General features: G+C 37.5%; 13 protein-coding genes. 8 read left to right on the top strand and 5 right to left on the bottom strand.

Annotated elements, in window-relative coordinates:
* The first annotated feature begins 7 nt into the window (after positions 1 to 7).
* Entirely contained in the window at positions 8 to 1,015 is a 1,008-nt protein-coding gene (locus tag ACRZ9O_RS01540) for a GntR family transcriptional regulator (protein WP_459455704.1), read from the top strand.
* Here the strand turns inward: ACRZ9O_RS01540 and ACRZ9O_RS01535 are convergent.
* Together ACRZ9O_RS01535 and ACRZ9O_RS01530 are read right to left on the bottom strand one after the other, a co-directional pair.
* On the bottom strand, positions 1,010 to 1,462 hold the full coding sequence (locus ACRZ9O_RS01535; protein ID WP_459455702.1) for an N-acetyltransferase family protein: 453 nt from the start codon (positions 1,460 to 1,462) through the stop codon (positions 1,010 to 1,012). The genes ACRZ9O_RS01540 and ACRZ9O_RS01535 overlap by 6 nt on opposite strands.
* Positions 1,455 to 2,486, bottom strand: a complete 1,032-nt coding sequence (locus tag ACRZ9O_RS01530; RefSeq protein WP_459455700.1) for an RluA family pseudouridine synthase — start codon at positions 2,484 to 2,486, stop codon at positions 1,455 to 1,457. Before ACRZ9O_RS01530 ends, ACRZ9O_RS01535 begins: the two co-directional genes overlap by 8 nt.
* Here ACRZ9O_RS01530 and ACRZ9O_RS01525 point away from each other — a divergent pair.
* The gene (locus ACRZ9O_RS01525; RefSeq protein ID WP_459455698.1) at positions 2,479 to 3,318 is read left to right on the top strand and encodes a 1-aminocyclopropane-1-carboxylate deaminase/D-cysteine desulfhydrase; all 840 of its coding nucleotides are present in this window, start codon (positions 2,479 to 2,481) and stop codon (positions 3,316 to 3,318) included. The genes ACRZ9O_RS01530 and ACRZ9O_RS01525 overlap by 8 nt on opposite strands.
* Here the strand turns inward: ACRZ9O_RS01525 and sufB are convergent, their stop codons facing one another.
* Together sufB and ACRZ9O_RS01515 are read right to left on the bottom strand one after the other, a co-directional pair.
* Positions 3,319 to 4,767, bottom strand: a complete 1,449-nt coding sequence (gene sufB / locus ACRZ9O_RS01520) for a Fe-S cluster assembly protein SufB (RefSeq protein WP_459455696.1) — start codon at positions 4,765 to 4,767, stop codon at positions 3,319 to 3,321. It lies immediately after the preceding gene.
* 76 nt (positions 4,768 to 4,843) lie between these two features.
* Entirely contained in the window at positions 4,844 to 5,308 is a 465-nt protein-coding gene (locus tag ACRZ9O_RS01515) for an Lrp/AsnC ligand binding domain-containing protein (protein WP_130896730.1), read from the bottom strand.
* 418 nt (positions 5,309 to 5,726) lie between these two features.
* On the opposite strand from ACRZ9O_RS01515, the gene ACRZ9O_RS01510 reads away from it, so the two are divergent.
* On the top strand, positions 5,727 to 6,362 hold the full coding sequence (locus ACRZ9O_RS01510; RefSeq protein WP_459455694.1) for a peroxiredoxin: 636 nt from the start codon (positions 5,727 to 5,729) through the stop codon (positions 6,360 to 6,362).
* 99 nt (positions 6,363 to 6,461) lie between these two features.
* Positions 6,462 to 8,108 (top strand): glucose-6-phosphate isomerase, encoded by a 1,647-nt coding sequence (gene pgi, locus ACRZ9O_RS01505; protein ID WP_459455692.1) that lies wholly within the window; start codon positions 6,462 to 6,464, stop codon positions 8,106 to 8,108.
* On the opposite strand, the gene hisS is transcribed toward pgi, so the two are convergent.
* Positions 8,109 to 9,470, bottom strand: coding sequence for a histidine--tRNA ligase (hisS, locus tag ACRZ9O_RS01500; protein ID WP_459455690.1), 1,362 nt, complete (start codon positions 9,468 to 9,470; stop codon positions 8,109 to 8,111).
* A 91-nt stretch (positions 9,471 to 9,561) separates the two neighbouring features.
* On the opposite strand from hisS, the gene ACRZ9O_RS01495 reads away from it, so the two are divergent.
* The 4 genes from ACRZ9O_RS01495 (at position 9,562) to ACRZ9O_RS01480 (ending at position 12,647) form a co-directional block, all read left to right on the top strand.
* Positions 9,562 to 9,705: a hypothetical protein gene (locus ACRZ9O_RS01495; protein ID WP_201737843.1), complete on the top strand. Its 144-nt coding sequence runs from the start codon at positions 9,562 to 9,564 to the stop codon at positions 9,703 to 9,705.
* A gap of 69 nt (positions 9,706 to 9,774) precedes the next feature.
* Positions 9,775 to 10,530 carry a 3-keto-disaccharide hydrolase gene (locus tag ACRZ9O_RS01490; RefSeq protein ID WP_459455687.1) on the top strand — a complete coding sequence of 252 codons (756 nt, stop codon included), beginning with the start codon at positions 9,775 to 9,777 and terminating at the stop codon, positions 10,528 to 10,530.
* Between the two features lie 283 nt (positions 10,531 to 10,813).
* Positions 10,814 to 11,356, top strand: a complete 543-nt coding sequence (locus ACRZ9O_RS01485) for a class I SAM-dependent methyltransferase (RefSeq protein ID WP_459455685.1) — start codon at positions 10,814 to 10,816, stop codon at positions 11,354 to 11,356.
* 1 nt (position 11,357) lies between these two features.
* Positions 11,358 to 12,647 (top strand): aminopeptidase P family protein, encoded by a 1,290-nt coding sequence (locus ACRZ9O_RS01480; protein WP_459455683.1) that lies wholly within the window; start codon positions 11,358 to 11,360, stop codon positions 12,645 to 12,647.
* Positions 12,648 to 12,691: the final 44 nt, after the last annotated feature.

Below are 12,691 nucleotides of genomic sequence, written 5' to 3'. Positions count from 1 at the left end.
TTTTCTTATGATAAATTTTGATCCTAAGAGTAGCAAACCTAAATACCAACAATTAATTGATGGTATTATTGATGGAATTAATTCCGGCTTATTAGAGCACGGAAAACAACTACCCTCTATCAATAAGGTAGCCAATGATTTTAATATGGCACGTATGACTGTTACGAAGGCCTACGATGATTTGCGTGAAAAAGGATTAATTAGTTCCCATCATGGTAAGGGATTCTATGTATCAAGTACAAATACAAAAAATGCCTTGCGGGTATTCATTTTAATGGATGCTTTAACCCCCTATAAAGAGATTTTGTATGAAAGCATTATCCAAAATTTAGGAGAGGATGTAAGTCACAACCTATTTTTCCACTACCATAATATCGAATTATTTGAAGAGTTGATTTCGAACAATTTAGGAAAATACAACCATTACATTATCCTTCCCCATTTTAATAAGAGTGTTTCTAAAATCGTATCAAAAATCCCTAAAGACAAATTATTGGTCCTAGATATTAATATCAAAGAATTTAGTGATGACTATTCCATTCTATACCAAAATTTCGAATCTAATATTCACCAAGGACTTACTGCATCACTTGACAAAGTCAAAAAATACCAACAGATTAATTTAGTATTAAGCTCAAAAAGCTTTCAATATACCCCAGACGGAATTATTCAAGGATTTACTAAATTTTGTACGGAAAATAACTTAGAATTCGATATCATTCCCGATTTAGATGATGATTACGAATTGCAAATGAATCAAGCCTATATCGTCTTCAGAGAATACGAATTGATAAAGATGATTAACTGGACTACGAAGAATAAATTAAAGGCAGGGAAAGACGTCGGTATTATTTCCTACGATGATACGCCTTTAAAAGAGATTATCGCAGAAGGTATATCTGTTATATCGAATGACTTCAAGAAAATGGGGGAACGTGCGGCAGAAATGATTATCAATCGGGTAAAAGGTAGAGAATCAAATGATTTTTATTTTATCGATCGCGGATCACTATAAATCCAAGTGAACATTAAGCCAACCAGCATCCAATTTTACACCTAAGCTATTATAAAAATCAATAGCAGGTTGATTCCAATCTAGTACCTGCCACATCATTCCTGTGCATTTTGTTCGCTTAGCTTCTTCGATTGCTTCCATAATTAATCGTTTACCTAAGCCTTTACCTCGAAAACTCTCCTTGATGTACAAATCCTCTAAATAAAAACGTCTTCCTTTCCAAGTAGAGAAACGATAGTACCATAAAGAGAAACCGCCTAACTCTCCATTCAAATAAATAAGATTAGCTTTAAATAAAGGATTATCTGAAAATCCTCCTGTAACATAATCATCGACAGTGGAACTTACTTCTTCAGGCGCCTTTTCAAAAATGGCTAATTCCATGACCAAATCACGAACCAAGCTAATATCTTCTTTTGTTGCTCTACGTATATCTATCTTATCCATTGATGGCTCTAAGTTTCGTTAAAAGTGTTAAAAAATCCGCTGGTAATTCTTGTTCAAACTGCATAAAATCATTCGTAGTGGGATGAACAAACCCTAAAGAATAAGCATGCAATGCTTGTCTAGGGCATGTTTTGAAGGCATTATCAATAAATGATTTAAAACTTGCCATGGATGACATATACCGAATCTTATCTCCTCCATACGTAGCATCTGAAAACAAAGGATGTCCAATGGATTGAAAATGTGCTCTGATTTGATGAGTTCTTCCTGTTTCTAATTTAAATCGTACAAAGGAAGCAAATCCAAAAGATTCTACTACTTCATAATGTGTAATCGCAATTCTTCCGTGCTCAGAATCCTCAGGAAAAATAGCTTGAATCTTACGGTCTTTCGGACTCCTACCTATCTTGCTGCGTATAGTCCCTTTTAATTCTTTAGGTACACCCCAACAAATAGCATAATAAGTTCGTTCAATGGTATGTTCAAAAAATTGTTGTCCTAAAAAATTAAGGGCAAATTCGGTTTTGCCGATGACTAATATGCCTGAAGTATCTTTATCTATCCGATGTACAAGTCCGGGACGAATATCTTTTTGACCGGGGAGATTTTGGCAATGAAATAAAAGACCATTCACTAATGTTCCTGTCCAATTGCCCTGAGCTGGATGCACGACCATACCAGGCGATTTGTTCACTAAAATAAGTTGCTCATCTTCGTAAATAATATCAATCGGTATATCTTCCGGGTAAACCTCCTTATCGCGTGGAGGATTAGCAAATGAAACAGATATCGTATCCAAAGGCTTTACGCGGTAATTTGACTTAATCAAGCCCCCATTGACCTTTACAGATCCCGCATCAATACCTACCTGAATCCTATTGCGACTAGTACCCGCAATTTTAATCATCAAATATTTGTCGATTCTGAGTAATTGCTGACCTTTGTCAACGGTGAAATTAAAATGCTCAAATAAATCATCTTCCTCTTCGGAATCAGGAGCATTCATTTCTGGATCGATGGACATAGCAAATTTCGAATTTAACGCGTTACACTTACCGTCTCCGATAGAAGAGATTTTTGATGACTGCTGGAATTCAAAAGGAATTCAGGTGTTTATCAAAAGAGACGATCTCATCCAACCTATCATATCGGGAAATAAGTGGCGCAAATTAAAAAATTATCTTCAAACCTTCTCATTTAACACGCATTCTGGGCTATTAAGTTTTGGTGGAGCTTACTCTAATCACCTCTATGCCCTCGCCTTCGCTGGTCATTCGCTGGGAATTCCGACAGTTGGAATCATCCGCGGTGAAGAGTTAACTACAGGAAGTAATGTCTATTTAAGCCAAATGAATGATTGGGGAATGCAATTGCATTTTATCTCGAGAATGGACTATCGTTCTAAACCCATTCCATCTGCTTATGAAAATTACGCTGTCATTGCGGAGGGTGGATTTGGCGAATTAGCGATTCAAGGGATGGAAGATCTTGTTGATGAGCTTCCTTCCTGTGATTTAATTTATACGGCTATAGGAACAGGAGCAACAGCTATTGGATTGGCAAATTACACGAACAACTCAGTCGTGGGCGTCTTGACATTAAATAACAGAGCAGAAATTGAGGAGCACTCAATACCAATTAATTTAGAAATAGAAGATGCCTATGTGTTTGGTAAATATGCCAAACAAAACAATGAACTAGATCTGTTTTGTGCGGAATTTCATCAGCAACACGGTATTCCTATCGAACCGATCTACACCGGACGTATGTTCTACGCTTTAATTGAACACATAAAAAATGGCCACATAGCTCCGAATACGAAACTAGTGGCCATCCATACCGGAGGTGTAAAGTAATTACCCTACCGAACCTTCTAATGAAATAGCTAACAACTTTTGCGCTTCCACAGCAAATTCCATAGGTAATTGTTTCAATACTTCTTTAGCATATCCATTCACGATCAAAGCAACTGCAGTTTCAGTACTTAATCCGCGCTGATTACAATAGAAAATTTGATCTTCACCAATTTTTGAGGTAGTAGCCTCATGTTCCACAGAAGATGTATTGTTTTTAACTTCTAGATAAGGAAAGGTGTGAGCCCCACACTTATCGCCTAACAATAAAGAGTCACATTGAGAAAAGTTCTTAGATCCATCCGCTTTTCTAGCTACTTGAACTAGACCACGATACGAATTCTGCGAGAATCCTGCCGAAATACCTTTAGACACGATACGTGACTTAGAATGCTTTCCTAAGTGAATCATTTTAGTACCTGTATCAGCTTGTTGGTAATTATTAGTTACCGCAACAGAGTAGAATTCACCAATCGAATAATCCCCTTTTAAGATAACTGATGGGTATTTCCAAGTCACCGCAGAACCAGTTTCTACCTGTGTCCAAGATAATTTAGAATGGGCTCCATCACAAATTCCACGTTTGGTTACGAAATTATAGATACCACCTTTTCCTTCTTTATCTCCTGGATACCAGTTTTGTACCGTTGAATACTTCACTTCAGCACCTGCATGTACGTAAATTTCTACTACCGCAGCGTGTAATTGATTCTCATCGCGCATAGGTGCTGTACAACCTTCTAGATACGAAACATACGATTCATCTTCTGCTACGATCAGGGTACGCTCAAATTGACCAGTACCTGAGGCATTGATACGGAAATAGGTAGATAATTCCATTGGGCAACGAACGCCTTTGGGAATATAACAGAACGAACCATCTGAAAATACCGCGCTATTTAAAGCAGCGAAATAATTATCCTTAACTGGAACAACTGAGCCTAAATATTTCTTGATTAATTCTGGATGTTCTCTAACAGCTTCTGAAATAGAACAAAATATGACTCCTTTTTCTGCCAAAGTATCCTTAAACGTCGTCGCTACAGAAACAGAGTCAATAACAGCATCCACAGCCACATTTGAAAGACGCTTTTGTTCGTCCAATGAAATACCTAGTTTTTCAAAAGTTCTTCGTAATTCCGGATCAATCTCATCTAATGAATTCAACTGCTTCTTTTGAACCGGAGCCGAATAATACTTTAACTCATCGTATTTTGTGGGAGTATACAATAGATTCGCCCAATCTGGTTCAGCTAATGTTCTCCAATATCTGTAAGCGGATAATCGCCATTCCAACATCCAATCCGGTTCATTCTTTTTCTCTGAAATAAAATGAATGATTGATTCACTTAAACCTATAGGAGCTTCGTCTGTCTCGAAATGAGACTCAAAACCGTATTTATAATCGGTTGAAGTTACTTCTTGTAAAATATCGTCTACTTTCTCTGCCATCATTTTGCATTTATGATACAAAATTACAAAAGGATTTTGGAGAAAAATAGACTTAGTTTAGAATAAATCTAAACAACTAGAATAAAGGCGTATTTCTAATCAGGCTTTCTTCTAAAGAAATGAATGTTTCTGTACGCTGAATGCCAGTAACGCGTTGAATCTTGTCATGCAAAACTTCGCGCAAATGCTGCGTATCGCGGCAGATAATTTTGGCAAAAATGGAATAAATACCGGTCGTATAATGAATATTGACCACTTCAGGGATCTGTTCTAACTGTTTGGCCACATCTTCATATAAACTACTCTTATCTAAATAGATGCCTAAAAATGCGGTAATGTCCCATCCTATTTTCGAATAATCAATGAGTAGTTGCGCTCCTTTTACAATTCCCAAAGATTCCATCTTTTTCATTCGTACGTGAACCGTACCACCAGATACATCTAATCGAGAACCAATTTCCGTATAAGGCAAATTAGCATCTTTCACTAAAATTTCTAATATTTTATAATCTAAAGGATCAAGCTCAAACTTCTTTTCCATTGAATTTTCGTAATTATTTCAGGTTCGAATTAAAAATTATGCAAAAAAAGACATTTATTTTTGAAAAATTTTGAAAAATTAAAAATCTCCTTTTATATTTGTCCTACTAATTATTGCAAAGGTAATAATTTTCACTGTAGGGTGATGAAATTGGCAGACGTGCCCTCCTGTCTCGGGGGTGGTGAGTTCAGGATAAACACGGCATAATGGGTTGACCACTAAATCAGTTCTGTGTCGAGGCTAACTGCACCTTGGAGGTTCGAATCCTTCTCCTACAGCATTTTAATTAATTTGGTTTTTAGTTTGTTGATGAAGTGTAATGTTAAAAGCAATCTTATTTTAGGATTGCTTTTTTTATTGAATTATAAATCTATATATTTGATAGACAAACTAGTTTTAACATTTAACCCCTAACATTATGTCATTAAGATTAGGAGATATCGCACCAGATTTCAGTGCAGAAACCACATTAGGCCACATTAACTTCCACGAATTCATCGGTGATTCTTGGGTATTGTTATTCAGCCACCCAGCAGATTTCACTCCCGTATGTACTACAGAATTAGGTAAAACGGCTCTATTAAATGGTGAATTCCAAAAACGTCACGTGAAGCCTATCGCAATATCAGTTGATAGCCTAGAATCCCACAATAAATGGGTACCAGATATCGAGGAAGTAAATTCAGTTAAAATGAATTTCCCTATTATCGCAGATCCCGAGAAAAAGGTGGCTTTATTATACGATATGATTCACCCAAATGCTTCTGAGAAAGCAACGGTACGTTCCGTATTTGTCATTGGACCAGATAAGAAAATCAAATTGACACTTACCTACCCTGCCTCAACAGGACGTAACTTCACGGAAATTTTACGTGTTATTGATTCCTTACAATTAACGGCCAATTACCAAGTGGCAACACCGGCTGATTGGGTTAATGGTGACGATGTGATTATCGTACCCGCGGTATCAAATGAAGATGCAGTGGCTAAATTCCCTAAAGGCTTCACTTCTGTAAAACCTTATTTACGCAAAACACCTCAACCGAATTTATAGTAGGTTGAAACTCATCTTAAATGCCAAAATTCATTACAGGTGGATTTTGGCATTTTTTATTTTAAAACCGTATTTTTGTAGCTCATTAATATAATCCGCATGTTATCAACGATTAATTTTACTTCTACTGCAGCCTATAAAGCACTCTTATCAGATCAAACTCGTTTAGCTTCTACAACGATTGCTGAATTATTTAAAGGTGATGCTTCAAGACAAGCTTCCTATAGCCAAACTTTTAATGGTATCTTTTTTGACTATTCAAAAAATCTAATTGATGCAAAGGCTTTTCAATCTTTACTTCAATTAGCTAAAGAATGTGGTTTAGAAGAGGCCATCAAAGCGCAATTTTCAGGGGATAAGATTAATCAGACAGAGGGTCGTTCCGTTTTACATACAGCCTTAAGGGCTAAATCATCCGCTTCAATCAAAGTAGATGGAGAAGATATTATTCCTAAGATTCAAGCGGTTAAAGCACAGATGAAAGAATTTTCTGAGAAAGTTGTCTCAGGTGCTTGGAAAGGGTTTTCTGGTAAAGAAATTACGGATGTAGTAAACATTGGTATTGGTGGTTCTGACTTAGGTCCCGTCATGGTGACTGAAGCATTAAAACCCTACAAAACACGATTAAACGTACACTTTGTAAGTAATGTGGACGGAACCCACATTGCAGAGACATTAAAGAAAGTTAACCCAGAGACAACATTGTTTTTAATTGCCTCTAAAACATTCACCACGCAAGAGACGATGGCGAATGCCTTCTCTGCCAGGGATTGGTTCTTAGCTGCGGCTAAAGACAATGCGGCCGTTGCTAAGCATTTTGTGGCATTATCTACGAATACAAAGGCTGTGGCTGAATTTGGCATTGATACAGCGAATATGTTTGTGTTTTGGGATTGGGTAGGCGGCCGTTATTCTTTATGGTCTGCGATTGGATTATCCATCTGTTTATCGGTAGGATACACACACTTCGAGGCACTATTAGCGGGTGCTGAAGCCATGGATAGCCATTTTGCATCCGCTTCTTTTGAAAGTAATATTCCTGTGATCTTGGGCTTGTTGGGAATTTGGTATGTGAATTTCTTTAATGCTCCTACTCACGCCATTTTGCCTTATGACCAATATATGCACCGTTTTGCAGCCTATTTCCAACAAGGAGACATGGAATCGAATGGTAAGACGATTGATCGTTCTGGCAAGCGTGTTAACTATGCAACTGGTCCAGTAATTTGGGGAGAACCAGGTACGAACGGCCAACACGCCTTCTACCAATTAATTCACCAAGGAACGCAATTAATCCCTGCTGACTTTATCGCTCCTGCAGTAACTCACAATAAAATAGGTAACCACCACACTTTATTAATGTCTAATTTCTTTGCTCAGACAGAGGCATTAATGAATGGTAAGTCGAAAGAAGTCGTTGTTGCTGAATTACAGAAAGCTGGTTTGGGCGAGACTGAGATTGAGAAATTAGCCCCATTTAAGGTGTTTGAGGGAAATAAGCCAACTAATTCATTCCTGGTAAAACAGATTGACCCAGCTACTCTAGGTTCGTTAATCGCCATGTATGAACACAAAATTTTTGTTCAAGGCGTTATTTGGAACATCTTTAGCTACGACCAATGGGGTGTAGAATTAGGAAAGCAATTAGCTAATTCAATTCTTCCGGAATTAGAGAATGAAGAGAAAATTAATTCCCATGATTCTTCTACGAACGGATTGATCAATCAATTCAAGGCTTGGAGATAATTAGACTTTCAACAAAGCAATCATTTCAGAGATGGAGAGCAGATTCTGTTCTCCATTTTTCATATTCTTTACATTCGCTTTACCTTCTTTCAATTCAGACTCCCCTATCACCGCAACATATGCGATTTTCTTTTTATCAGCGAACTCGAACGACTTTTTAATTTTGGCAATATCTGGATAAACCTCCGCTGGAATTCCTACTTTACGTAATTCATTGGCCATTCCTAAACTGGCCTTACGTCCCTCTTCATCGAAGTAGGTAAAAAGAATGGCACTAGCACTAGTTGCCATTTCAGGGAAAAGCTTTAATTCTTCCATGACATCCAAAATACGTTCGATACCAAAAGAGATTCCCACGCCTGACATATTAGGCAATCCAAAAGAACTTGTTAAATCATCGTAACGACCTCCGCCCACAATAGATCCAAAAGGAAGGTCAACTGCTTTACCTTCGTAGATCAAACCTGTGTAATAGCTTAGGCCACGGGCTAATTTATAATCAAAAACAAGATTCTCGGAAGAAAAACCATTCGTTTCAGATAAAGATAAAACCTCTTTGATTTCTGCCAAACCCTGTAAACCTGTGGCATTCGTATCAAAAAACGCAGATAATTTAGCGATTCTCTCTTCGTTCGATCCTTCGAACAAAACTAAATCCTTAATAACAACCGTTTTCTCTTCCGAAAATCCATTCTGAATCAATTCATTCGCTACATTCTCCCATCCAATCTTATCCAATTTATCTAAGGCAACAGCAAATGACACAAAACGCGCACTTTCTCCAAGGCTATCTACAATACCCGCTAAAATTTTACGAGAGTTTATGTATAAGTTAGCACGTAACTTCAATGAATTGAAAATCGCTTGAAATAAGGCAATTAGTTCAGCCTCATTTACTAAAGAATCCGATCCAATAATATCGGCATCGCATTGATAGAACTCGCGGTAGCGACCACGCTGTGGACGATCCGCTCTCCAAACTGGTTGTATTTGATACCGACGGAAAGGAAAAGCTAAGTCATTGCGATTCATGGCTACGAAGCGGGCAAATGGTACTGTCAGATCGTAGCGAAGACCTTTTTCAGAAATTTTAGAAGTGAATGATTTAGAACCAGCCTCGATATCTGAAGTCGAGACCTTGGACAAATAATCACCACTATTTACTATTTTAAATAATAATTGATCACCCTCTTCGCCATACTTACCCGTCAAGGTAGACAGATTTTCAATGGCAGGCGTTTCAATCGTTTGAAAGCCAAATCCTTGAAAATGAGTCTTTATGATGTCAAAAACGTAATTACGTCTTGCCATTTCTGTAGGACCAAAATCCCTTGTACCTCGTGCGTTTGCTGGTTTCTGCATATTTCTAAAAAAACAAATTTAATTAATTATGCTATAATATTTTTGATAATAGTCGATTTTAGCTATTTTTGCAAACCAAATTATCAAAGACATGGCAGTAACTAGACTAAAACGTAAAGACAGAAGAAATAAAGCAGTAGCTAACAACAAGGTTGCAGCTATCAAAATTTTAAAAGCAAGACCTATCATCAAGTTAGTTGATGTAGAAGCTATTAAAGCTAGCTTTGCTAAATAAGAATTATATTCTTTATATTTAAACCGGTTTATGCCGGTTTTTTTATGTTCAATTCAAACCTATAACTCTATGAAAAAGACCTTATTTTTAATCTCCGCCCTACTTTTAGGTTCGGTAACTCTAATTCATGCACAAGATCGTCGTCATGTAAAAGTAAATCCAACAAACCCCAACGACACTGAATATTGGGAACCAAGTATACCTGTGGTAACTCCAGGAACTATTCCGTCGGATGCCATCGTATTATTTGATGGAAAGAATTTAGATAATTGGGAATCTGCAAAAGATGGTTCACCAGCACGTTGGAAAGTAGAAGATGGAAAAATGACTGTTGTAGGAAGAACTGGTAATATTTCTACAAAAGAAAAGTTTACTAATTATCAATTGCATATCGAATGGCAATCCCCTATCGAGCCAGAAACGTTAAAGAGCCAGGGAAAAGGGAACAGTGGAGTATTTATGCAAGGAATGTATGAGGTACAAGTATTAAATTCCTATCAAAATCAAACCTACCGAAATGGCCAGGCTGGCTCCATTTATAAGCAGACTCCACCTTTGGTTAATGCGACCACTAAAATGGGAGAATGGAATACGTATGATATTATTTATACAGCTCCGGTGTTTACAGTGAATGGCGGAATTGATACCCCAGCATATATAACAGTTATTCATAATGGAATTGTAGTTCAAAACCATACGAAGATTCAAGGTACAACAGAATATATCGGCCAACCTTTAAATCCAGTTCATGGTCCTGGACCAATAAGCTTACAGGATCATGGAAATGCTGTTAGTTACCGAAATATTTGGTTAAGAAAAATGTAATAAATTTCTTAATTTTGAAGGGAAGGTTTTCAACATAAAAGCCTTCCCTTTTTTTGTTTCTATGAAATATATTATTAGCTGGGTTTTACGATTTATCCCGAGAAAATTCATTCAATTATTTGCCCACAGACTCATCAAAATATACAGTATTTTCTTAACCGGGAATAAGGTTTATTGCCCTGTTTGTGACCATTCTTTTCGTCATTTCCTGCCCTACGGTCGATTGACACCCCGGGAAAATGCCCTTTGTCCCTCCTGCTTAAGCTTAGAGCGTCATCGCTTGATGTATTTGTATCTGAAGAATGAGACGTCGTTTTTTACAGAGAAGCCTAAATTATTACATATCGCTCCGGAATATTGTTTTATCGAACGTTTTGAGAAGCATTTAGGTGATCAATATATTACAGCTGATATCGAAAGCCCTTTGGCAAAAGTGAAAATGGATTTACATGATATTCCATTCGAAGACAACACATTCGATGCGGTGTTCTGTAATCACGTTTTAGAACACGTGAAAGACGATGTGCGTTGTATGCAGGAAATCAGACGGGTATTAAAGCCGACTGGATTTGCTTTATGCCAAAGTCCACAACGATACGATCTGGCAACGACCTATGAAGATGCCAGCATCACAGATCCACGGGAACGCGAAATTCATTTCTTACAAGATGATCATTTGCGTATCTATGGTCGCGATTATGGTACTCAATTAGAAAAGTCCGGATTTACGGTAGAACCTGTCAATCTGATTGAAAAATTGGGATTGGAAGAAAGCCAAAGAATGGCATTGCCACTAGAAGAGATTATTTACGTTTGTCGCAAATAAGATGAGATATACTCCATTTTCAGCTGAATTATTCAAGAAGAATCGGGCCAAATTGTATGCACAATTGCCCCCAAAATCCATTGTAGTTGTTAGTTCCAATGACATCATGCCTACTAATGCAGATGGAACTATGGGATTCAGACAAAACAGTGATTTGTTTTACTTATCTGGTTTAGATCAAGAGGAAACCTTTTTGATCTTGTATCCAGATGCTCCAGAAGCACAATGGAGAGAAATCGCCTTTGTTCGCGAGACATCAGAATTGATTGAAATTTGGGAAGGACATAAATATACCAAAGAAGAGGCGACGCAAATATCTGGGATTAATAACATCCAATGGTCGTCTAATTTTGAATCTCTTCTAAAAACCTTAGTTTACTCTGCAAATCATATCTACTTAACTGATAATGAGCACTTACGTAATGCTTCCGTGGTTCAGACGCAGAATGCTCGCTTAGGTATAAGCATCAGAAATACGTATCCTAATCACGCGATAGGTCGCCTTGCTCCTATTTTGAGTGATTTGCGCATGCAAAAAGAACCCGAAGAACTACAAGCGCTACAAGTCGCTTGTGATATTACCGATAAAGGCTTTAGACGCGTTTTGAATTTCACTAAACCAGGTGTAACTGAATATGAGATTGAGGCAGAATTCATTCACGAATTCACACGCAATCGATCACAAGGTTTTGCTTACACCCCAATTATTGCTTCCGGTGCAAACGCATGCGTACTACATTATATTGACAATGCACTTCCTTGCCAGGACGGCGATATGCTTTTATTAGATGTGGGAGCTTCTTATGCTAATTACAATGCGGATATGACACGTACGATTCCAGTAAATGGTCGTTTTAATCCTCGTCAAAAGCAAGTATATCAATCAGTCCATGCTGTATTAAATTATGCTACCGAAATCATGCAGCCTGGCGTGTATTGGGTAGATTACCAAAAAGAGGTTGAGCGCTTCATGGAAGGTCAATTGATTGATCTAGGTCTGTTTTCTCGTGCTGACGTTGAAAAACAAAATTCCGCGAATCCTCTGTTTAAAAAATACTTTATGCACGGAGTGGCCCATCATTTAGGCTTAGATGTGCACGATGTTTGGGATAAATACAAACCTTTTCAAGAAGGAATGGTTCTTACTTGTGAACCGGGTATTTATATCCAAGAAGAGGGATTGGGAATTCGTCTGGAAAACAACCTAGTGATACAAAACGGAATCAATATCAATCTGATGAAGAATATTCCATTGGATTGGGAAGAAATTGAAGATTTAATGAATCAATAAAACGGGTTAAATGCCTTGTTTTGGCTATATTTGTAGCTTAGTTT

Source organism: Aquirufa sp. HETE-40SA, assembly GCF_054558635.1.
The sequence above is the reverse complement of the archived record's forward strand: the minus strand, read 5'-3'. Positions and strand labels throughout refer to the sequence as shown.